At 73.1% G+C, this 22,100-nt stretch carries 17 protein-coding genes and 1 tRNA gene; 9 read left to right on the top strand and 9 right to left on the bottom strand.

What is annotated here, in order from left to right; genetic code table 11:
* Window positions 1–26: 26 nt before the first annotated feature.
* The gene (locus QM788_RS04440; protein ID WP_415660240.1) at window positions 27–1,220 is read right to left on the bottom strand and encodes a glycosyltransferase; all 1,194 of its coding nucleotides are present in this window, start codon (window positions 1,218–1,220) and stop codon (window positions 27–29) included.
* A gap of 66 nt (window positions 1,221–1,286) precedes the next feature.
* Window positions 1,287–2,258, bottom strand: coding sequence for a PEP-CTERM sorting domain-containing protein (locus tag QM788_RS04435; protein WP_415660239.1), 972 nt, complete (start codon window positions 2,256–2,258; stop codon window positions 1,287–1,289).
* A gap of 177 nt (window positions 2,259–2,435) precedes the next feature.
* Here QM788_RS04435 and QM788_RS04430 point away from each other — a divergent pair, with 177 nt between their 5' ends.
* Together QM788_RS04430 and QM788_RS04425 are read left to right on the top strand one after the other, a co-directional pair.
* Window positions 2,436–3,260 carry a symmetrical bis(5'-nucleosyl)-tetraphosphatase gene (locus QM788_RS04430; protein WP_415660238.1) on the top strand — a complete coding sequence of 275 codons (825 nt, stop codon included), beginning with the start codon at window positions 2,436–2,438 and terminating at the stop codon, window positions 3,258–3,260.
* A 29-nt stretch (window positions 3,261–3,289) separates the two neighbouring features.
* Window positions 3,290–3,379, top strand: a tRNA-Ser gene (locus QM788_RS04425).
* Between the two features lie 8 nt (window positions 3,380–3,387).
* Here QM788_RS04425 and QM788_RS04420 read toward each other — a convergent pair.
* From QM788_RS04420 to QM788_RS04390, 7 genes are all read right to left on the bottom strand, one after another.
* A complete protein-coding gene (locus tag QM788_RS04420; protein ID WP_415660237.1) occupies window positions 3,388–5,181 on the bottom strand; it encodes a family 2A encapsulin nanocompartment cargo protein cysteine desulfurase in 1,794 nt (597 codons plus the stop codon).
* Window positions 5,156–6,082 (bottom strand): family 2A encapsulin nanocompartment shell protein, encoded by a 927-nt coding sequence (locus QM788_RS04415; RefSeq protein ID WP_415660236.1) that lies wholly within the window; start codon window positions 6,080–6,082, stop codon window positions 5,156–5,158. The genes QM788_RS04420 and QM788_RS04415 overlap by 26 nt, the downstream gene beginning before the upstream one ends.
* Before the next feature lie 53 nt (window positions 6,083–6,135).
* Window positions 6,136–7,077 (bottom strand): serine O-acetyltransferase EpsC, encoded by a 942-nt coding sequence (epsC, locus tag QM788_RS04410; protein WP_415660235.1) that lies wholly within the window; start codon window positions 7,075–7,077, stop codon window positions 6,136–6,138.
* A complete protein-coding gene (locus QM788_RS04405; RefSeq protein ID WP_415660234.1) occupies window positions 7,077–7,550 on the bottom strand; it encodes a rhodanese-like domain-containing protein in 474 nt (157 codons plus the stop codon). Before QM788_RS04405 ends, epsC begins: the two co-directional genes overlap by 1 nt.
* A 113-nt stretch (window positions 7,551–7,663) precedes the next feature.
* Entirely contained in the window at window positions 7,664–9,229 is a 1,566-nt protein-coding gene (locus tag QM788_RS04400; protein WP_415660233.1) for an ABC transporter substrate-binding protein, read from the bottom strand.
* Window positions 9,230–9,289: 60 nt separating this feature from the next.
* Window positions 9,290–10,519: an HD-GYP domain-containing protein gene (locus QM788_RS04395; protein ID WP_415660232.1), complete on the bottom strand. Its 1,230-nt coding sequence runs from the start codon at window positions 10,517–10,519 to the stop codon at window positions 9,290–9,292.
* A gap of 146 nt (window positions 10,520–10,665) precedes the next feature.
* Window positions 10,666–11,313, bottom strand: a complete 648-nt coding sequence (locus tag QM788_RS04390) for a c-type cytochrome (protein WP_415660231.1) — start codon at window positions 11,311–11,313, stop codon at window positions 10,666–10,668.
* Window positions 11,314–11,401: 88 nt separating this feature from the next.
* Between QM788_RS04390 and QM788_RS04385 the strand changes: the two genes are divergently transcribed.
* Genes QM788_RS04385 through QM788_RS04355 form a run of 7 tightly spaced genes read left to right on the top strand, consistent with a single transcriptional unit; the run spans window position 11,402 to window position 22,086 of the window.
* Window positions 11,402–12,256: an AAA family ATPase gene (locus tag QM788_RS04385; RefSeq protein WP_415660230.1), complete on the top strand. Its 855-nt coding sequence runs from the start codon at window positions 11,402–11,404 to the stop codon at window positions 12,254–12,256.
* Complete coding sequence (locus QM788_RS04380; protein ID WP_415660229.1) at window positions 12,256–12,480, top strand: hypothetical protein; 225 nt, start codon at window positions 12,256–12,258, stop codon at window positions 12,478–12,480. The genes QM788_RS04385 and QM788_RS04380 overlap by 1 nt, the downstream gene beginning before the upstream one ends.
* On the top strand, window positions 12,477–13,073 hold the full coding sequence (locus QM788_RS04375) for a GNAT family N-acetyltransferase (RefSeq protein WP_415660228.1): 597 nt from the start codon (window positions 12,477–12,479) through the stop codon (window positions 13,071–13,073). Before QM788_RS04380 ends, QM788_RS04375 begins: the two co-directional genes overlap by 4 nt.
* Window positions 13,070–15,094 carry a S9 family peptidase gene (locus QM788_RS04370; RefSeq protein WP_415660227.1) on the top strand — a complete coding sequence of 675 codons (2,025 nt, stop codon included), beginning with the start codon at window positions 13,070–13,072 and terminating at the stop codon, window positions 15,092–15,094. The genes QM788_RS04375 and QM788_RS04370 overlap by 4 nt, the downstream gene beginning before the upstream one ends.
* Before the next feature lie 10 nt (window positions 15,095–15,104).
* Complete coding sequence (locus QM788_RS04365; RefSeq protein ID WP_415660226.1) at window positions 15,105–16,295, top strand: vWA domain-containing protein; 1,191 nt, start codon at window positions 15,105–15,107, stop codon at window positions 16,293–16,295.
* Window positions 16,292–18,139, top strand: a complete 1,848-nt coding sequence (locus tag QM788_RS04360) for an autotransporter assembly complex protein TamA (protein WP_415660225.1) — start codon at window positions 16,292–16,294, stop codon at window positions 18,137–18,139. The genes QM788_RS04365 and QM788_RS04360 overlap by 4 nt, the downstream gene beginning before the upstream one ends.
* Before the next feature lie 8 nt (window positions 18,140–18,147).
* Window positions 18,148–22,086 carry a translocation/assembly module TamB domain-containing protein gene (locus QM788_RS04355; RefSeq protein WP_415660224.1) on the top strand — a complete coding sequence of 1,313 codons (3,939 nt, stop codon included), beginning with the start codon at window positions 18,148–18,150 and terminating at the stop codon, window positions 22,084–22,086.
* The last annotated feature ends 14 nt before the right edge of the window (window positions 22,087–22,100 follow it).

The following is a 22,100-nucleotide window of genomic DNA, read 5'->3' as shown; positions in this document are numbered from 1 at the left end:
CGCCCATCGCGCATTCCCGGGTCCGGTCAGGCCGGGGCGAGCAGCGCCTCGCAGCGGTCGGCGACGGTGCGGATGGCGCCAGCCTGGTCGAAGCCGGCGTACTTCTGCGCGAAGCGCCGGGCCGCCTCGCCGAGCGACGCATCGGCCAGCGCCCGCTTGACGAGCCGGGGGAACTGGCCCGCGGCCGCCTCCGGGAGGGCCACCGCGGCGCCCAGCGCCTCGACGCCGCGCGCGAACATCGTCTGCTCCAGCTGCTGCGGGAACAGCAGCAGCGGCTTGCCGGCCAGCAGCAGCGCGCAGACCGTGCTGACGCCCGCGTGCAGCACGGCCACGTCGCAGCCGCGGCGCGCCTGCTCGATGTCCAGCGGCTGGCGCGAGATGCGCAGGTTCTCGCCGCTGAAGGCCTCCACCGTGCGGCGCGACACGCCCGGCACGTGCACCAGCACGCTGGCGTCCAGCCCCTTCAGCACGGCCAGCAGCGCGTCCAGCGCGCCGTAGTCCGGCTTCAGGTAGGCGAACACCTTCAGCGCGCCCCGGCCCGGCCAGTGCACGTCGTCACCACGGCCGAGCGCGAAGATGGGGCCGACGAAATCGCCGCCGGCGCGGTTCGGGTAGTGGTCCAGCTCGGGCAGCGTCGCCAGCACGTCGGCGCCGACGGACAGCAGGTCCAGCACGCCGTCGAGCGGCGGCGCGCCCAGCTCGTACAGCACCTGGTTGGCCACGTGCAGCACCTGCTGCTCGGAGTCCAGCAGCCGCGCCGCCGGCGCCTTCTGCCACCAGCGCAGCGGCGGCAGCGGGCGCGCGGCCGGTGGCAGCTGGAAGCCGTTGGCCAGGTTGATGCACGGCAGGCCCAGGCCGCGGCTGGCCAGCACGGCCGTGGGCGCGTAGTCGACCAGCAGCGCGTCCACGCGCAGCAGCGCCAGCAGGTGGCGCCAGGCGCGGCAGATGCCCAGCAGCGCCGGCGGGTCCAGGAAGCCGAAGCCCATCAGCAGCTCGGCGTGGCTGAGCGGGTCGGGCAGGCGCATCACCCGGCCCATCCACAGTGGCGCCTGGAACCACCGGAAGCCATGCGGCCCCAGCAGGCGCTCGGCCTCGACCAGCTCGCGGATGATGAAGACCACCTCGTGGCCGCGGCGCTGCAGCTCGCGGGCGACGGGGATCATGCGGCCCAGGTGGCCGTAGGCGCCACCGAGCTCCCAGATGAATGCGTAGCGAGCCATGGCGCGCGAGTCTAGGGGGAACGAAAAGCGGCACCCGCAGGTGCCGCCGAACGCAAGCCGCCGGGCTCAGCCGGGCCTGCCGCCGCGCCGTCGGCGCCAGCCCAGCCAGCCGCCACCACCGGCCGCCGCCAGCAGCGCCAGGCTGCCGGGCTCGGGCAACGCGACGGCGGTGGCGGTCAGCGAGAAGTCGGCGCTGGGGCCGAGGCCGTTGCCGTCGAACGGGTCGCCGGAGCGGGCGATGCCGTTGTAGATGACGCAGGCCATGTGGGGCGTGTCCTCGGCCAGCGCGACCGCCTCGCCATAGCCGCCGTAGCCGCCATAGCAGTCGCCGGAGCCGACCGCGCCGCCCACGTACTGGCCGCTGACGGTGGAGACGATGTCGTAGTCGATGGTGATGGTCTCGCCGGCGGCGACCAGGCCCATGTCCACCGAGTAGGCGCCGCCCGCGCCGTGGACGTGGTTCGACGTCGCGGCCGCACAGCCGGCCCAGGCGCCCAGCGCGCCGATGTCGCTCTCCAAGCAGCTGAAGTTCGCGCCCGACTGCGTGACCAGCGTGTCGCCCTGGCTGACGACCTGGCCGTTGCGGCGGATCTGCAGGCGCAGGTTGGCCATGCCATCGCCGTCGCCCCACAGCGCGACCTCGCCGCCTTCCAGGTTGAAGCCGAAGTTCAGCATCACCGCGCTGCCGGTGGTGTTGGTGTAGGTGCCGCTGTAGAGCGCGCTGGTCTTCGCATAGAAGTCCAGGCCCTCGCCGGACGCGCGGGCGCCGAAGTAGGTCGGACTGCCCACGAAGCCGTAGGTGTGGAAGAAGACGCTGGAGCCGCCTTCGCCCCGGTTCAGGTAGAAGTCGGCGCCCTCGGGCGTCGCGAAGATCGAGCCTTCGGGCAGCGCATCGGGCACGGCCACGCCGTTGAGCGCGTAGGCGGCCGTCAGCGTGATCGCCGGGTCGGCGGCCGCCGTGGCGGACAGGCCGCCACAGGCCGCCGCCACCAGCAGGCTCAGCAGCCGGGCGCGCGGCGCGGGGTTGTCGTTGTGCATGGGTGTCTCCTGGAATGGTGAAGCCCCGCCCGCGGCGGCCGGGGCGCCGGCCCCGACGCAAATTCCACGCCACGGGCGGATTCCCGTTCCGCCACAACGGCTTGGCGGCCGGCTCCCGGCGGCGCGCGCGGCGCTGTCAAGAATCCCGACAGCGCCGGGCGCTTAGCATCCGGGGCGATGAACTACCTGATCGGCGACCTCCAGGGCTGCTGCGATGCCTTCGAGCGCCTGCTGGCCCGCCTGCACTTCTCGCCCTCGCGCGACCGGCTCTGGCTGCTGGGCGACCTCGTCAACCGCGGGCCGAAGTCGCTGGCCACGCTGCGGCGGCTGCAGGCGCTGGGCGATGCCGCGACCTGCTTGCTCGGCAACCACGACCTGCACCTGCTGGCCGTCGCCCACGGCGTGCGGCCCGCGCACCGCCACGACACGCTGGCGCCGCTGCTGGAGGCGCCGGACCGCGCCGCGCTGCTGGACTGGCTGCGCCGGCAGCGGCTGGCCGTCAGCGGCGCCGGCTGGCTGATGGTGCACGCGGGCGTCCCGCCGTCATGGAGCCGCGACGACACGCTGGCCCATGCCGCCGAGGTGGAGGCCGTGCTGCGCGGCCCCGACCTGCCCGGCTTCCTGCACGAGATGTACGGCAACGAACCGGCCCGCTGGGACGCGGCGCTGAGCGGCACCGCGCGGCTGCGCTTCACCGTCAACGCGCTGACGCGCATGCGCTTCTGCGCGGCCGACGGCACGATGGACTTCAAGGCCAAGGACGGCGCCGCCGCCGCGCCGCCCGGCTTCCAGCCCTGGTTCGACGTGCCGGGCCGCCGCACGGCCGGCGTGCCCATCGCGTTCGGCCACTGGTCCACGCTGGGGCTGCTGGACCGGCCCGACCTGCTGGGGCTGGACACCGGCTGCGTCTGGGGCGGCCGCCTGACCGCCGCGCGCGTGGACGGCCTGGCGCGCGAGTTCATCCAGGTCGACTGCGACCAGGCCCAGAAGCCCGGCCGCTGAGGCCGCCGACCCGTAGAATGCGCGCCCTCGGAAGCTTGGGGGAGTGGTTTAACCCAACGGTCTTGAAAACCGTCGGCCGGTCAAACGGCCCGTGAGTTCGAATCTCACAGCTTCCGCCACCCTTCCCTCACGCCCGGGCCAGCCAGCGCAGCACCGACACGAAGTGGTCGATCTCGTCGCAGGTGTTGTAGAACGCGAACGATGGCCGCACGGTGGCTTCCACGCCGAAGCGGCGCAGGATGGGCTGGGCGCAGTGGTGGCCGGCGCGCACCGCGATGCCCTCCTCCGCCAGCGCGCGGCCCACGGCCGCCGTGTCGTGGCCGGCGAGCACGAAGCTCAGCACGCTGGCCTTGTCGGCCGCCGTGCCGATGAGCCGCACGCCCGGGATGGGACGGATGGCCTCGGTCGCATAGGCCAGCAGGTCGTGCTCGTAGCGGGCGATGTGGTGCAGGCCGATGCGCGACACATAGTCCAGCGCCGCGCCCAGGCCCGCCGCGTCGGCGATGTTGCCGGTGCCGGCCTCGAACTTCATCGGCGCCGGCTGGAACACGGTGCGCTCGAAGGTGACGTCGGCAATCATGTTGCCGCCGCCCTGCCACGGCGGGATGGCGTCCAGCACCTCTTTGCGGCCGACGACCGCGCCGATGCCCGTGGGCCCGAAGACCTTGTGGCCGCTGAAGATGAAGAAGTCGCAGCCGATGGCCTGAACGTCCACTGCGAGGTGGGACACCGATTGCGCACCGTCCACCAGCGTCGTCACGCCCTGGCGTTGCGCGATGCCGACCAGCTCCTGCGCCGGCACCACCGTGCCCAGCGCATTACTGACCTCCGTCACCGCGAGCAGCTTGGTGCGCGGGCCGATGAGCTTGGTCGCCTCGCTGAGGATGACCTGGCCCGTGTCGTCCACCGGGATCACGCGCAGCTGCGCGCCCTTGCGGGCGGCGAGCTGCTGCCAGGGCACGATGTTGGCGTGGTGCTCCAGGTGGGAGACGACGATCTCGTCACCCGCGCCGACGTGCTGCTCACCCCAGGTGTTGGCCACCAGGTTGATGGCCTCGGTCGCGCCGCGCACGAAGATGACTTCGTCCGGCGAGCGGGCGTTGACGAAGCGCGCGACCGTTTTGCGGGCGTTCTCGTAGGCATCCGTTGCGCGCGCCGCCAGCGTGTGGGCGGCGCGGTGGATGTTGCTGTTCTCGTGCGCGTAGAAATGCGTGAGCCGGTCGATGACGGCCTTGGGCTTCTGGGTGGTCGCGGCGTTGTCGAACCACACGAGTTGCCTGCCGTTGACGCGCTCCGCCAGGATGGGGAAGTCGCGCCGGATGGCGTGCACGTCGAAGGGCTGGCGCTGGCCTTGCAACTGGTGCTTGTTCGGCAGCTCGCCCGCGTGATGGCCGTGGGCGCCGGGGTGGCGGTTCAGGTCCAGCACATAGAGCGAGGGCTGCTGCGGCGTGGCACCGGCAGCCGGCGCCAGGAAGTAGTAGCCCGCCGGTGCTGCGGCTTCGCGGGCCGGCGGCGCGATGGCCTGCGGCACGCCGATCAGCTGGCTTCCCACGCGGCCGTCGAGGCCGGGCACGCTGGCCAGCAGCACGTCGGGCACGCCATTGCCAGCCTGCGCATGCGGCGCGCGGGCGGGCGACGGGCGGGCCAGCGCGGCGGCCTGGTCGGGGCCGGTGGGCGCGAGGTTGAGGCCGGGCGCGGCGGCGCCGAGGCCGGCGAACTGCGTCGTCGTGGCCTGTGGCAGCGGCCCGCCCGGCACGCCGCCGGGCAGCGGGTTGGCCGGCACGTCGAGGCCGCCGGCAGACTGCGCCGTCGGCACACTCCCCGTGTTCAGGCGGCCGAACAACTCATTGGCCAGCCGGCCCAGCGCGGCCACGTCGAACGGGCTCTCCACCCCGTCAACGGTAGGTGTCAGGGTATTCATGGTATTTGCCCACTTCCACGTCTTCGAGCACGGCCAGCGCGTCGTCGCTGTGCACCGCCAGCGAGCAGTACAGGCTGATCAGGTAGGAGGCGATCGCGTTGCGGTTGATGCCCATGAAGCGCACTGACAGCCCCGGCCCCTGCTCGCCCGGCAGGCCCGGCTGGTACAGGCCGACGACGCCCTGGCGCTTGTCGCCTACGCGCAGCAGCAGGATGCTGGTCTTGCCGTCGTTGACCGGCAGCTTGTCGCTCGGGATCAGCGGGAGGCCGCGCCAGGTCAGGAACTGGCTGCCGAACAGGATGATGGTCGGCGGCGGCACGCCGCGGCGGGTGCACTCGCGGCCGAAGGCGGCGATGGCGAGCGGGTGGGCCAGGAAGAAGGCGGGCTCCTTCCAGACCTTGGCCAGCAGGTCGTCGAGGTCGTCGGGCGTGGGCGCGCCGGTGATCGTGGACAGGCGCTGCGCGTCCGCGACGTTGGCCAGCAGGCCGTAGTCGGGGTTGTTGATGAGCTCGGACTCCTGGCGCTCCTTGATGGTCTCGATGACCAGGCGCAGCTGCTCCTTGATCTGGTCGTGCGGGCTGCTGTAGAGGTCGGACACGCGGGTGTGCACGTCCAGCACGGTAGCCACCGCGTTCAGGAAGTACTCGCGCGGCTGCGCGTCGTAGTCGGCGAAGGTGACGGGCAGTTCGGCCTCGTCGCGCTTGGCGCAGGCGACCTTGACGGCCTCGGGGTCGGCGACCTTGTTGAGGCGGTAGATGCCGGCCTCGACCGGGATCCACTGCAGCAGATGGGTCAGCCAGCGCGGCGTGATGGTGGAGAGTTGCGGGACGGTCTTGGTCGCGTTGGCGAGCTGCCGCGCGGCGGCGTCGCCGAGCGCGCGTTGTTCGAGTCGTTCAGCCATGGGGGCGGGGGCTCCTGGAGCGGTGGTGGGAAAAGGGGGGATGCCGCAAGCGCTCAGGCGGCCGCGGGCGGCACGGCGTCGGCGCCGGGTTCGATGGCCTGCGGGTCGGCCTGCAGATTGGCCTGCGAGATGCGGCTGCCGGGCGGCACGCTGCGCGTGAGCCAGACGTTGCCGCCGATCACCGAGCCGCGGCCGATCGTGATGCGGCCCAGCACGGTGGCGCCGGCGTAGATGACGGCCTCGTCCTCGACGATGGGATGGCGCGGCTGGCCCTTGACGAGGTGGCCCTCGCTGTCGACGGCAAAGCTCTTGGCTCCGAGCGTGACGTTCTGGTAGAGGCGCACGCCACGGCCGAGGATGGCGGTCTCGCCGATGACGACGCCGGTGCCGTGGTCGATGAAGCAGCCCGGGCCGAGGGTGGCGCCGGGGTGGATGTCGATGCCGGTCGCGGCATGCGCCAGCTCCGCGACGACCCGCGCGATCAGCGGCAGGCCGAGCACATACAGCTCGTGCGCGAGGCGGTGGCTGATCAGCGCGTGCAGGCCCGGGTAGCACAGCAGCACCTCGTCCACGCTGCGCGCGGCGGGGTCGCCCTGGAAGGCGGCGACGACGTCGCTGTCCAGCAGCTCGCGCACGACCGGCAGCCGGCGGGCGAAGGTGGTGACGAGTTCTGCCGCGGCGGTGTCGGCAGGGGGCTCGGCACCGCGCAGGCGGGCCTCGTGGCCGAGCTCCAGCAGCGCCTGCTGGCGCAGCCGCGTGAGGGCCACGCCGAGCGTGTGGCCGACGTAGTGGTCTTCACCCTCGGGCTGCAGGTCGGGCGGGCCCAGGCGCATCGGAAACAGGGCGCCGGCCAGTTGCGCTACCACGCCCGCCAGCAGCTCGCGCGACGGCAGCTCGCGGCCGCCGGTGTCCCAGCGCCGGTGGGCTTCGCGCCAGCGTCGGCGTGCCTGGCGCAGGCCGTCGACCACGTCGCCGAGGTCGTCTGCGGTGGCCATCAGTCCTGCACCCAGGGCAGGCCGTGGAAGCGCCAGCCATTGAAGTGGCCGCGCTGCTGGTGGTCATCGCTGTCGCCTTCAAAGCCTTCCTGGATGTTGAAGACGTTGGCGAGGCCCGCCTTGGCCGCGGCTTCGGCGGCCAGCGCCGAGCGCTTGCCGCTGCGGCACAGCAGCAGCACCGGCCGCTCGTTGCCGGACCTGGGGCCGACCCTGGCCTCCAGCTCCCTGACGAAGCGCGGGTTGCGGTTCAGCGCGGTACCGGTGGCCCAGGCGACGTGCAGGCTGCCCGGCACCTGGCCGACGAAGTGGCGTTCTTCGTTGCTGCGCACGTCGACCAGCACGGCCTGGCCGGCCTGGACGAGGTTCCAGGCATCGCGCGGGCTCAGGGAGCCGGCATGGGGCAGGCCCGCGGCGCGTGCCGCCTCGCGGGCCTGGGTGAGGGCTTGGGGTTCATCGAGGACAGGGCTGCTCATGTCGGCTCTCATGCGAAAACCGAGCAAGGCTAGGGCCGCACCGCCCGGCGGCCAACGAAGCAAAACGAGGACCGATATGCGCCCGCCGGCAGCCCCCCAGCGCCTTCAGTCCGTCACTTCACCTGCACCCAGGCCAGCTCCACCCAGTTGTCCGCCCGGTGCACGGCCGTGACGCCGGCGCGCGCCGCCCATGGGATGACCTGGCGGTGCAGCGGGATCACGTTGACCTGCTCGCGCAGCTCGGCCAGCGCGCCGCGGATCTGCTGCTCGCGCTTCTTCGCGTCCGGCTCGACGCTGCTCTGCGCGGCCAGCGCGTCGGCGCGGTCGTTGCGGAAATTGCCGAAGTTGTAGTTGCCCACGCCCTTGTCGCCGCGGCGGCGGTACACCGGCGTCAGGATGGCCTCGGCGTCCGTCACCGAGCCGCCCCAGCCGTACAGGAACAGGCTGGTGTCCAGCTTCTCCAGCTTGGGGAAGTACAGCACGCGCGGCATCGCGTTGACCTTGACCCTGACCTTGAGCTGCGCCCACATCGCCGCCAGCGCCGCGCAGATCTGCTCGTCGTTGATGTAGCGGTCGTTGGGGCAGTCCAGCGTCACCTCGAAGCCGTTGGCGAAGCCCGCGTCGGCCATCAGCTTGCGCGCGGCGGCCAGGTCGTGGGGCAGGCGGGCCTGCAGCGCCGGGTCGTCGAACGAGGCGTTGGACGAGGGCGTCAGCCCGCCGGTGGGAATGGCCAGGCCGCTCATCAGTTTGGTCCGCAGCGCCTCGATGTCGATGGCCTGGTAGAGCGCGCGGCGCACGCGCACGTCCTTGAACGGGTTGCGCTGGCCGGGCACGTTGCCATAGGCCAGCCTGTCGCGCGCCTGGTCCATGCCGATGAAGACCAGACGGTTCTCCGGCCCGTCGATGACCTTCACGCCGGCCGTGTTGCGCAGCCGCGTGACGTCGCGCGGCGCGGGGTCGTTCATCAGGTCCACCTCGCCCGAGACCAGCGCGGCCAGGCGGGTGGCGTCGCTGGCGACGGGCGTGTAGACGACCTCCTGCACATTGCCCTGGAAGCGGCCCCACCAGTTCGCGTTGCGCCGCAGCACCGTCCTGATGCCGGGCTGGCGGCTGACCAGCACGTAGGGGCCGGTGCCGTTGGCGTTGATGGCGGCGAAGCTCTCCTCCTTGCTCTTGAAGTCCAGCGGCCGCGTGACGCGGTGCGCCTCGCTCCATTTGCGGCTCATGATCCAGAGCTGGTCGATGTGCTGCAGGAACACCGGATTGAAGGTGGCGAGCCGGAACTCCACCGTCAGGTCGTCGATGCGCCGCGGCACGCCCACCGCGTTGGCGTAGACGGCGACCTGCGAGGTCGCCTCCTTGGCGCGCTGGATGGAGAACACCACGTCGTCGGCCGTCAGCGGCGTGCCGTCGTGGAACTTCACCCCCGGCCGCAGCTTGAAGCGCCAGGTCAGCGGGCCGGCCTGCGTCCATTCGGCGGCCAGGCCCGGTACCAGCTCCAGCCTGGCGTTGCGGTTCGTCAGGCGCTCGTAGATCTGGCCGTTGACGTTGTTCGTCAGCGTCTCGTTCTGCGAGTGCGGGTCCATGGTCTGCGGATCCCCCTGGCCGGCCCAGCGCAGCGTCTGCGCCGACGCGCCGCAGGCCACCGCCAACACCGCCACCCCCATCCATCGCTTCATCGCAGGCTCCCAGTCGACTCGAATGGGCGGCAGTTTAGGAGCGCGGGGCAAAACCCCTGGTCAGCGCCGGGCGGCGGGGTTCCAGAGCTCTTCCAGGTGCTGGAAGTTCCAGTTTTCGAGCGGCTCGCGGCCGGCGATGCGGTCGGTGGCGCCGGGCGCGGAGAGATCGATCAGTTGCACCGGGATGGGCATGTTGGACTTCGTCGAGTAGAAGACCTTCACGCGCGGCGCGACCAGCGTGGCGGCGCTCTGGTCCACCACCACCGCGAGCCGGCCGGACTGCAGCCGCACCAGCGTGCCGCTCGGGTAGATGCCGATGCTCTTCACGAACGACTGGAACACCAGCGGGTCGAACTGCCCCTTCCACTGCGCCATGCGCTGCAGCGAACCGGCCGGGTCCCAGGCGTTCTTGTAGGGGCGCACCGAGGTGATGGCGTCGTACACGTCGCACACCGCGCCCATGCGCGCCATCAGGCTGATCTGCTCGCCCGCCAGCTTGTGCGGGTAGCCGGTGCCGTCCATCTTCTCGTGGTGGTGCAGGCACACGTCCAGCACCGAGGCCGGCACCTTGGCGCCGTCCTTCAGCAGGTCCCAGCCGCGCCGCGGGTGGGTGCGCATCACCGCGAACTCGGCATCGGTCAGCGCGCCGGGCTTGTTCAGCACCTCGAGCGGCATCAGCATCTTGCCCACGTCGTGCAGCAGCCCGGCCAGGCCGGCCTCGCGCACCTGCTCGTCCGGCAGGCCCATGTGGCGGCCCAGCGCCACCATCAGGCCGCAGACGGCGACCGAGTGCATGTAGGTGTAGTCGTCCCGCGTCTTCAGCCGGGCCAGGCTGACGAAGGCGGCCGGGTTGCGCGCCAGCGACGAGGTGACCTCGTCCACGATGGGCAGACAACCCTCGCTGTCGATGGCCCGGCCCAGCCGCGCCTCGCCGAACAGCGCGATGACCGCCACCTTGGCACGGCCCAGCACCTGCGCGGCATGGCTCAGCTCCTCCTCCATGCTGACGCGCGCCTGCGGCGCTTTCGGCGGGTCCGGCGCGGGCGCCGCCACGACGGCCGGCGCGGGCTCGGCCACCTCGGCCGGGACGGCCGGGGCCGGCGCGACGTCACGCCCCCTGTCGGTGTCGATCCACACGGCCGGCACGCCACTGGCCCGCAGCGCCGCCAGGTCGGCGGCGTCGCTCATGACGAACCGGGTCTTCCAGAAGGGGTGGGACAGCCACGTCCCCTCCAGGGACTGGATGTACATGCCCAGCCTCACCTCGGCGGTGGAGATCTTCTTCAACATGACGGCGCAGTTTCGTTGCACCGAGTATCCGCGCCGCATCCTGGCGGGGCCGCCACCGCGACGTGCAGTTGTCCACGCTTTCGCGCGCGGGCGCAAAAAAGCCGCCCGGCGGGGCGGCTCGTCGTGCCGGGCCGGATGCCCGCCGGTCAGTGCCGCAGCTTGCTCTGCGGCACGGTGGCCAGCTCCGACGGCAGGCTGCCGATGTAGGCGGCGATGGCCTTCAGCTCGGCGTTGCTGAACTGCTTGACCTGGCCCTGCATGACGCCGTTGTTGCGGCCGACGTTGGCGTTCTTCTCGACCTTGTACGACTTCAGCGCGACGGTCAGGTAGTCGGCGTGCTGGCCGGCGATCTTGGGGTAGGTCGGGTCGATGGGCTTGCTGAAGTTGGCGCCGTGGCAGGACACGCAGGCGCCCTTGGTCAGCAGCTCGGCCACGTTGGCCGGCGCGGCGGGGACGCTCTCGGGCGCGGCGGGCAGCTGGGCCTGCTGCGCGTAGAAGGCGGCGATGTCGGCCATGTCCTGCTCGCTCAGCGACGCGGAGATGCTGCGCATCGTCGGGTGCCGGCGGTCGCCCTTGGCGTAGCCCTGCAGCGCGGCGACGATGTACTTGGCGTTCTGCCCCGCGATCATCGGCACCTTGTGGATCTCGGGGAAGCTGGCCTGGTAACCCGGGATGCCGTGGCAACCGATGCACATGGCGATCTTCTTTTCACCCGCCTTGACATCCTGCGCCTGGGCAGCGGCGGCGCCGGATGCGGCGGCCAGGGCGAGCGAGATCTGCAGCAGTTTTTTCATGTCTCGGTGGGTGTCGGGTTCTGGAGCGGCGGCGATTATAGGAGGGCTCCTATACTGATTCCGCCTCCCTCCAGCCCCGGTTTTCCCCATGAAATTCCAAGGTTCCGACCAGTACGTCGCCACCGCCGACCTGATGCTCGCGGTCAATGCCGCAGCCACGCTGCAGCGCCCCCTGCTCATCAAGGGCGAGCCCGGCACGGGCAAGACCATGCTGGCCGAGGAGGTCGCCCGCGCGCTGGACATGCCGCTGCTGCAATGGCACATCAAGAGCACCACGAAGGCGCAGCAGGGCTTGTACGAGTACGACGCCGTCAGCCGGCTGCGCGACAGCCAGCTCGCCGCCGTCGAGGGCAGCGAGCGCGTGCGCCACATCGAGAACTACATCGTCAAGGGCGTGCTGTGGCAGGCCTTCGAGGCCGAGCGGCCGGTGGTACTGCTGATCGACGAGATCGACAAGGCCGACATCGAGTTCCCGAACGACCTGCTGCGCGAGATCGACCGCATGGAGTTCCACGTCTACGAGACGCGCCAGCTCGTCAAGGCGCGGCACCGGCCGCTGGTCTTCATCACCTCCAACAACGAGAAGGAGCTGCCCGACGCCTTCCTGCGCCGCTGCTTCTTCCACTACATCAAGTTCCCGGACGCCGGGACGATGAGGAAGATCGTCGACGTGCACTTCCCGACGCTCAAGCAGGACCTGCTGGCCGCCGCGCTGAAGAACTTCTACGAGGTGCGCAACCTGCCCGGGCTCAAGAAAAAGCCCAGCACCTCGGAGCTGATCGACTGGCTCAAGCTGCTGGTGGCCGAGGACGTGCCGGTCAGCGCGCTGCAGGCCGGCGACGACAAGGTCGGCATCCCGCCGCTGGTGGGCGCGCTGCTGAAGAACGAGCAGGACCTGACGCTGTTCGAGAAGCTCGTCTTCATGCAACGCACGAACCGCTGATGGCCCAGGATTTCAACCGCGCGATGCGTGAGGCGCTGGCGGACGCCGTCGGCTTCGTGGCCGGCGCGCTGGCCGGCTGGTGGCTGGGCCGGCAGTTCGGCATCGACTTCATCGCCACCAGCGAATGGAACACGCGCCAGCTCATCGGCCTGGTGCTCATCGTCGGCGGCTGCGGCGTGGGCCGCTTCGCGGCGCGGCGGCTGATGCTGCGGGACAGACCGTGAAGCCGGTGCTGCCCGTCACGCTGGCGGCCGGCCCGATCCGCCTGGTGCCGCTGGCGCTTGACCACGTGCCCGGCCTGCAGGCCGCGGCCGCCGACGGCGCGCTCTGGACGCTGCGCTTCACCAGCGTGCCCGCGTTCGACGAGACCCGCGGCTACGTGGAGGCGGCACTGCAAGGCCAGGCGGCCGGCCACCGGCTGCCGTTCGCGGTGCTGGACGCCGCCAGCGGCGAGGTGCTGGGCAGCACCAGCTACCACGACATCGTGCCGGCCATCGCGCGCGTCGAGATCGGCTACACCTGGTACGCCCGCCGCGTGCAGCGCAGCGCCGTCAACACCACCGCCAAGCTGCTGCTGCTCACGCATGCGTTCGAGACGCTGGGCGCGCAGCTGGTGGGCTGGCGCACCGACAACTACAACCACGCCTCGCAGCGCGCCATCGAGCGCCTGGGCGCCCGGCGCGACGGCGTGCTGCGCCACCACGCGCTGCGCCGCGACGGCACCGTGCGCGACACCGTCATGTACAGCCTGGCGGCGGGCGAGTGGCCCGAAGTCAAGGCACATCTGAACTGGCAACTGACCCGACCCCGACCATGAAACCCACCGCCCAGGCCGCTTTCGACGTCGACGCACTCTGGGCCCTGAACCGCATCGGCGACCCCAGCCTCAGCCCCGACGGCGCGCAGGCCGTCGCCAGCGTCACCCGACACGACATGGCCGACAACCAGGCGCGGGCCAGCCTGTGGCTGTTCTCCACGCTGGGCGGCGCGCCGCGCCGGCTGACCGAAGCCGGCGACAAGGACGGCAACCCGCAATGGAGCCCGCGCGGCGACCTGATCGCCTTCACCGCCCGGCGCACCCAGGGCGGCGCGAAGGACGACGAGCCGCAGCTCTACGTCATCGCGCCCGACGGCGGCGAGGCACGCCGCGTGGCCACGGTGCCGACCGGCGTGCAGGCCTTCAAGTGGTTCCCGGACGGACGGCGCATCGCCTTCGTGTCCTGGGTCTGGCCCGGCCTCAAGGCCGCCGCGCAGGGCCAGGCGCTGCGCGAGGCCCGGGCCCGCCAGGAAACCGCCTACGTCACCGACGAGGCGCTGTACCGCTACTGGGACCACAACCTGCCCATGGGCCGCATGCCGCACCTGCACGTGCTGGACGTGGACAGCGGCCGCGTGCGCGACCTGTTCGAGGGCAGCGCCTGGGAGCTCAGCCGCGCCGAGCCGGACGCCGACTGCTTCGACATCGCCCCCGACGGCCGGCGTATCGCCTTCGCGTTCGACCCCGCCGCGCAGAAGCAGCTCGGCGCCCGCTTCGCGCTGGCCGAGATCGACGTGCGCACGCGCCGCGCGCAGACGCTGCTGCAGGACGGCGACTGGCACTTCAGCGCGCCGCGCTACAGCCATGCCGGCGCCCACCTGGCCTTCCTCGCCAGCCACCAGGCGCGGGGCCACAACCAGCCCGACCGGCTCGCCGTGCTGGACCAGCACGGCCGCTGGGCCGTGTTCAGCGCCGACTGGGACCGCGAGGCCGCCGCGCCGCTGCGCTGGGCCGAGGACGACCAGCACCTGCTGTTCGCCGCCGAGGAGCGCGGCCGCCGCCACCTGTGGCGCTTCGCGCTCGGCGAGCGGCGCGCGGAGATCGTGTTCGCGGGCGGCCACGTCGGCGGCTTCGCGCAGGCGGCGGGCTTCACCGTCGTCAACCACGACGGCGTGCAATTCCCGCCGCGGCTGTCGGTGCTGGACGGCGACGGCCCCGCCCGCCGCATCGAGGCGCTGAACGACGCGCGCCTGGCCGCATACCGCTTCGGCCGCCACGAGGAGCTCACCGTCACCGGCGCGCGCGGCGACGACGTGCAGATGTGGCTGGTCTACCCGCCCGGCTTCGACGCGAAGCAGAAGTGGCCCGCCATGCACGTCATCCACGGCGGCCCGCACACCGCCTTCGGCGACAGCTGGCACTGGCGCTGGAACCACCAGGTGTTCGCCAGCCAGGGCCATGTCGTCGCCTGCGTGAACTACCACGGCTCGTCGAGCTTCGGGCACGAGTTCCTGGACAGCATCACCGGCCACTGGGGCGAGTACGAGCTGCAGGACATCGAGGCCGGCACCGACTGGCTGCTGAAGCAGCGCTGGGTGGACCGCCAGCGCATCACCGCCACCGGCGGCAGCTACGGCGGCTACATGGTCGCGTGGATGAACGGCCACGTGGCGCCCGGCCGCTACCAGGCCTACGTCTGCCACGCCGGCTGCTACGACTGGCAGGCCATGTACGCGGACGACGCCTACGCCTGGCACCGCAAGGAGCTGGGCGCCGCCTACTGGGAAGACCCGGCCCGCGTCGCCGCGCAGAGCCCGCATGCCTTCGCCGCGAACTTCCGCACGCCCACGCTGGTGATCCACGGCGCGCTGGACTACCGCGTGCCCGACGCCCAGGGCCTGGCCTACTACAACACGCTGAAGTCGCTGGGCGTGCCGGCGCGGCTGGTGTGGTTCCCGGACGAGAACCACTGGGTGCTGAAGCCGCGCAACAGCCGGCTGTGGTACGGCGAGTTCTTCGGCTGGCTGCGGCGCCACGGCGGGCCGGCCGGCCGCAAGCCGGGCGGCCGGACGCTTCGATAATCGGCCGGCCATGCTGATCCAGTTCTTCTACACGCTGCGCGCCGCCCGGCTGAAGGTGACGGTGCCCGAGTACCTGACGCTGCTGGAGGCGCTGCGGGCCGGCGTCATCGGCGGCGCGGAGGACGGCGGCGTCGCCCGCCTCGACGACTTCTACCACCTGGCCCGCGCCTGCCTGGTCAAGGACGAGACCCAGTACGACAAGTTCGACCGCGCCTTCGCCGCCTATTTCAAGGGCGTGGAGCTGCTGACCGACTTCAGCGCCGACGTGCCGCTGGAATGGCTGCGGAAGAACCTCGAACTCCAGCTGACGCCCGAGCAGAAGGCCGCCATCGAGAAGATGGGCTGGGACGAGCTGATGCAGACGCTCAAGAAGCGCTTCGAGGAGCAGAAAGAGCGCCACGAGGGCGGCAACCGCTGGATCGGCACCGGCGGCACCAGCCCCTTCGGCAACTCGGGCTACAACCCGCAGGGCGTGCGCATCGGCGGCCAGGGCGGCGGCAAGAGCGCCGTCAAGGTCTGGGAGCAGCGCGCCTACCGCGACTACGACGACACGCTGGAGCTCGGCACCCGCAACATCAAGGTCGCGCTGCGCCGGCTGCGCCGCTTCGCGCGCGAGGGCTCTGCGCTGGAGCTGGACCTGGACGGCACCATCCACGGCACGGCCGCCAACGCCGGCCTGCTGGACATCCGCATGCAGCCCGAGCGCCACAACAAGGTCAAGGTGCTGCTGCTGATGGACGTGGGCGGCACGATGGACGAGCACGTGCACCGCGTCGAGGAGCTGTTCAGCGCCGCCAAGAGCGAGTTCAAGCACCTGGAGTTCTATTACTTCCACAACTGCGTCTACGACTTCGTCTGGAAGAACAACCGCCGCCGCTTCGCCGAGAAGCTCAGCACCTTCGACCTGATCCGCAAGTACAACCGCGACTACAAGCTGATCTTCGTCGGCGACGCGACGATGAGCCCCTACGAGATCCTGCAGCCCGGCGGCAGCGTCGAATACAACAACGACGAGGCCGGCGCCGAATGGCTGCAGCGCCTGACCCACGCCTTCCCGCGCTACGCCTGGATCAACCCCGAGCCGCAGGGCGTCTGGCAGTACCGGCAGAGCATCGCGCTGATCCAGCAGCTGATGCAGCAGCGCATGTTCCCGCTGAGCCTCTCCGGGCTCGAAGGCGCGATGCGGCTGCTGAGCAAATGACGCGCCCGGCCGCCCTCGCCGCGCTGCTGCTGGCCGCGTCGGCCCTGCTGGCCGGCTGCGCCACGCCGCCCGCCGCCGCGCCCGGCCCGGTAGCCGGCGCGCCCGACGCGGCCGCCGCCTACAGCCTGGACATCGAGCTCGCCGACGGCGCGCGCGATGGCCGCCTGCTGGCCCTGCTGCGCGAGCACCTGGACCTGGCCCGCTACCGCGCCAGCGAGGCCGCGCTGAGCCGCGTCGAGCTGGCCCGGCTGGCCGCGGCCGCGCCCGCGCAGGCCCAGGCGCTGCTGGAGACCGAGGGCTATTTCAACGCCAGCGCCGACGTCAGCCGCGTCGGCGAGGACAACTCGCGGCTGCGCCTGGTCGTGACCCCGGGGCCGCTGACGCGGGTGGCGCAGATCGACATCGAGTTCCGGGACGGCCTGGCCGCCGAGGACGCCGCCGCGCTGCGCGACAGCCTGCGCCGCGCCTGGCCGCTGGGCGAAGGCGCCGCATTCACGCAGGCGCAGTGGGCCGCCGGCAAGAGCGAGCTGCTGGTGCGCGCGCGCGCCGGCGGCTACCCGGCGGCGCACTGGGGCGAGACCTCGGCCCGCGTCGATGCCGGCAGCCAGGCCGCCGAGCTGCGCCTGGTGATGGCCGGCGGCAACCGCGCCCGGCTCGGCGAGCTGCGCATCGACGGCCTGACCCACCACGGCGCCAGCGTCGTCGAACGCCTGACCGGCTTCAAGCATGGCGACCCCTACACCGAGCAGCAACTGGCCGAGTTCCAGGAGCGCCTGGCCAAGACGCTGCTGTTCGACTCGGTGCGCGTGGAGCTGCTGCCCGAGGTCGTCGCGGCCGACGGCACCAGCCCCGTGCGCGTCACCGTGGTCGAGTCGTCGCTGCAGCAGGCCACCGTCGCCGTGGGCTACCACGCCAACAACGGCCAGAGCATCGGCGTCGAGCACCTGCACCGCCGCCCGTTCGGCCTCGCGATGCGCGCGCGCTCCAAGCTGCAGATCAGCCGCGACCTGCGCGGCCTGGAGCTGGAGCTCAGCTCCCACCCGCAGCCCGGCCTGCACCGCAACCTCGCCTCGCTGCAGTTCGAGCAGGACCGCAGCGGCGACCGGATCGCCACCAACCTCGGCCTGCGCGTGGGCCGGCTCTACGAGTCCACGCGCGACGAGCGGCTGAGCTACGTCGAGCTGCTGCGCGCCCGCGAGACGGCGGCCGGCCAGAGCCACACCAACCTGGCCGTCTCCATCAACCAGCAATGGATACGCCGCCGGCTGGACAGCACGCTGCTGCCCACCGACGGCCACCAGGCGCTGGCCCTGGTGGGCGTGGGCCAGGTGCGCGGCAGCGGCAGCGGCAGCGGCAGCGGCAGCGGCAGCGGCAGCGACGACAGCGGCCCGTTCGGCCGCCTGCAGTTCAAGCTGGGCGTCTACCGGCCGCTGGGCGGCTGGTTCGGCGCGGCGCGGCTGGACCTGGCCCAGGTCGTCGCGCGCGAGCGCGTCGGCGTCCCGGAGAAGCTGCTGTTCCTGGCCGGCGGCGACGAGTCCGTGCGCGGCTACGCCTACCGCAGCCTCGGGCCGGTGGAGAACGGCCTGACCGTCGGCGGCCGGGTGATGGCCACCGGCAGCCTGGAGATCGCGCGGCCCATCGTCGCCAGCTTCCCCAGCCTGTGGGGCGCCGTGTTCGTGGACGCCGGCAACGCCGCGTCGCGCTGGCAGGACTACCGGCCGGTGCTCGGCTACGGCGCCGGCGTGCGCTGGCGCAGCCCGGTCGGCCCGCTGCGCGTGGACCTCGCCCGCGCGCAGGAGACCGGCAAATGGCGGCTGCACTTCTCGGTCGGGATCACGCTGTGAGCCGTCCCTTGCGCCCCCTTCGCCTGCTGCGCAACGCCGCGATCGCGCTGGCCGCGCTCGCCGCCGCGGCGGCGGCCTTCGTCGCCTGGCTGCTGCACGGCGCCGCCGGCAGCGCCTGGCTGCTCGCCCGCCTGCCCGGCGTGCAGGTCGAGGCGCCCGAGGGCCCGCTGCTGGGCGACTTCCGCGCCCGGCGGCTGCGGCTGGCCTGGGCCGGCGGCGAGGCCGAACTGCGCGGCCTGCGCTGGACCGGGCTGGACCTGAGCGCGCGCCGCCGCCTGCTGTCGGCACGCGAGCTGGCGGTGGACGAGGTCGACATCCGCACCCGGCCCGCCAGCCCCGCCACGCCGATGGCGGCGCCGGCCGAGCTGTCGCTGCCGCTGGGCCTGCGCATCGGCCGGCTCGCCATCGCCCGGCTCAGCTGGGCGGCCGACCAGCCGCCGCTGCAAGGCCTCGACGCCGAGATCGACCTGCCGCGCCACGGCAGCCACCGCGTCCGGCTCGCCGCCGCGCGCTGGCAGCAGCTGCTGCTGGCCGGCGAGGCCCGGGTCCAGAGCGCCGCGCCGCTGCAGGCCGACGCGACGTTCAGCGTGCAGCAACAGGCCGGCGCCGGCCTGCCCTGGCGCGCCGAGCTCCGCGCGCGCGGGCCGCTGGCCCGGCTCGCCGTGCAGGCCGAACTGCAGGCCGCGCGGCAGGCGCTGACCGCCGAGGGCGAGCTGCAGCCCTTCGCGCCCTGGCCCGTCGGCGCGCTGGCGCTGCGGGCCGACCGTTTCGACCTCGCCGCGCTGTCCGCCCTCGCGCCCGGCCTGCCGCGCACCGCGCTGACCGGCACCGCGACGCTGCGCGCCCCGGCCTACGACGCCGAGGCCACGCTGCACGCCGACCTGCTGAACGCCGCCGCCGGCCGCTGGGACCAGGGCGCCCTGCCCGTCACGCGGCTGGCGCTGGCCGTGGCCGGCCGGCCCGACCAGCCGACCCGCCTGCGCCTGTCGTCGCTGGACGCCGAGCTCAGCGGCGGCGCCCGCATCAGCGGCCAGGGCCGGCATGACGCCGACGGCCGCTGGCAGCTCGACGCCCGCGTGCACGGCCTGCGCCCCGAGGCGCTGGACGCGCGCGCCGCGCCCGCGCGGCTGGACGGCCCGCTGGCGCTGGCCGGCGGCGCGGCCGGCGAGCCGCTGTCGGCCCGGCTGGACCTGCGCGGCACGCTGCAGCAGCGGCCGCTGCAGCTGCGCGCGCAGCTGCAGGGCCGGCGGCATGCGCAGGGCAGCAGCTGGCGCATCGAGCGCGCGCAGCTCGCCAGCGGCGACGCCGAGCTGCAGGCCAGCGGCGAGGTGGACCTCCACGACCGCCCGCACGGCACGCCCGACCTGGCCGCCCGGCTGCAGGCCCGCATGCGCCGGTTCGACCCGCGGCTGCTGTGGCGCGGCGAGCCCGGCTCGGCCTGGGCCGGCCTGCCCGCGACGCGGCTGAATGCCGACGCGCAGCTGGACCTGCGCGGCGCCGGCCTCGACACGCTGGCCGGCAGCGCCGAGGCGCAGGTGCTGCCCAGCCAGCTCGCCGGCCTGCCGCTGGCGGGCCGGCTCAGGCTCAGCCGCCCGCGCGCGGCCGACCCCGCCGCGTTCGACGCCGACGCGCGCCTGGGCAGCAGCCACGCGCAGGCCAGCGGCGAGGCCCGGCCGGCCGCCGCCACGGCCCGGTTCACGCTGCAGGCGCCCCGGCTGGCCGAGCTGAACCCGCTGCTGGCGCTGTTCGGCCAGGCGCCCGTCGCCGGCCAGGCCGATGGCGACGGCGAGCTGCAGCTGGCACACCGCGCCACGCCGGCCGGGTGGCGCGTGGGCGGCAGCGGCCGGCTGGCGCTGGCCGGCGCCAGCGCGCTGGGCGTGGCGGTGGAGCGCGCGCAGGCCAGCTGGTCGCTGCCGCTGCCGGGCGCGGACGGCGACGCGCCACTGAACCTCGCGCTGGCGGCCAGCGGCGTGAAGCACCCGCAGGCGCAGCTCAAGCTCGTCAAGCTGGACCTGCAGGGCCGGCGCAGCGCGCACAGCCTGAGCGCCCAGCTCGCCGGCCGCGTGCCGCGCGGCGCGCAGCAGCTGAACCTCGGCGCCGGCGTGCAGGCCCAGGGCGGCTGGGACGGCCAGGCCTGGACCGGCCGCATCGCCCGGCTGGACGTGGCGCCGCTGCGCCCCGGCACGCCGCCGCTGCTGGCGGCCAGCGGCCTGACCCTGCGCGTGGCCACGGCGGGCGGGCTGCGCGTGTCCGCCGAGCCGGGCCGCGCCGAGGTGGGCGGCGCCTTCGTGCGCTGGCAGGCGCTGAGCTGGCAGGGCGGCGATCGGCCCGAGGCCCGCGCCGAGCTGCAGCTGGAAGACCTGGCCGCCGCGCCGCTGCTGGCGCGCTGGCAGCCCGACTTCGGCTGGGGCGGCGACCTGCGCGTCGTCGGCCACGCCTCGCTGCTGCTGACCGACCGGCTCACCGCCGAGCTGATGCTCGAGCGCCAGGGCGGCGACCTGCAGGTCACCGACGAGTTCGGCACCCGCGCGCTGGGCCTGACCGACCTGCGCCTGGCCGTCAACGTGCGCGACGGCGTGTGGCAGTTCGCGCAGGGCCTGGCCGGCGCCGAGCTGGGCAGCTTCGGCGGCGCGCTGACGCTGCGGCCCACCGGCCTGTGGCCGGATGCGCAGACCCCCGTGCAGGGCGTGCTGCAGGCCAACGTCGCGCAGCTGGCCACCTGGGGCGCCTGGGTGCCGGCCGGCTGGCGCCTGGGCGGCCGCGCGGCCGCCACGGTGCAGTTGGCCGGCCGCGCCGGTGCGCCCGACCTGACCGGCACCGTCGAGGGCGACGGCCTGGCGCTGCGCAACCTGCTGTTCGGCGTGGACGTGACCGAGGGCCGCTTCCAGCTGGCGCTGCAGGGCCAGCACGCCGAGCTGACGCAGCTGGAGGCGCGCGGCGGCGACGGCTGGCTGCGCGCCACCGGCCGCGCCGAGCTGGGTGCCCGGCCCGTCGCGCACATCGCACTGAAGGCCGACAAGCTGCGCGTGCTGTCACGCGTGGACCGCCGCGTCGTCGCCAGCGGCGAGGCCCGGCTGGACCTGGACGAGCAGGGCCTGGCCCTCACCGGCCGGCTGCGCGCCGACGAAGGCCTGTTCGACTTCAGCCGCGGCGACGCGCCGACGCTGGCCGACGACGTGACCGTGGTGCGCAGCAGCCGCGACGCCGGCCCGGCGGCGCCGCCCGCATCCCAGGCCGCGCGCAACGCCAGGGTCCACCTCGCGCTGGACTTCGGCGACGACTTCAAGGTGCGCGGCCGGGGCCTGGCCACGACGCTGCGCGGCCAGCTGCTGATCACGCAGCAGGACGGCCCGCTGCGCATGGCCGGCAAGCTCGCCGCCGACGGCGGCCAGTACGCGGCCTACGGGCAGAAGATGGAGATCGAGCGCGGCGACATCACCTTCACCGGCGCGCTGGACAACCCGTCGCTGGACCTGCTGGCCGTGCGGCCCAACCTGGACATCCGCGTCGGCGTGCGCGTGGGCGGCACGGCGCAGGCGCCGCGCGTGAACCTGTACTCCGAGCCGGAGATGAGCGACACCGACAAGCTGTCCTGGCTGCTGCTGGGCCGCGAGCCCGACGGCCTGGGCCGCACCGACACGGCGCTGCTGCAGCGCGCGGCCGTCGCGCTGCTCAGCGGCGAGGGCGAAGGCGCCACCGGGCGCGCGCTGCGCCAGCTCGGGCTGGACGAGCTGTCGCTGTCGCAGGGCGACGGCGAGACCCGCTCCACCATCGTGCGCCTGGGCAAGCAGATCTCGCGGCGCTGGTACCTGGGCTACGAGCGCGGCCTGAACGCGACCACCGGCTCCTGGCAGCTGATCTACCGCATCGCCCAGCGCTTCACGCTGCGCGCGCAGAGCGGCGACGACAACGCGCTGGACCTGATCTGGCAGTGGAAGTGGGACTGAGAGCTTGAGAGCCT

This window comes from Roseateles sp. (genome assembly GCF_047654785.1).
GTDB lineage: Bacteria > Pseudomonadota > Gammaproteobacteria > Burkholderiales > Burkholderiaceae_C > Pelomonas.
This window is presented reverse-complemented; position numbering and strand designations above follow the sequence as displayed.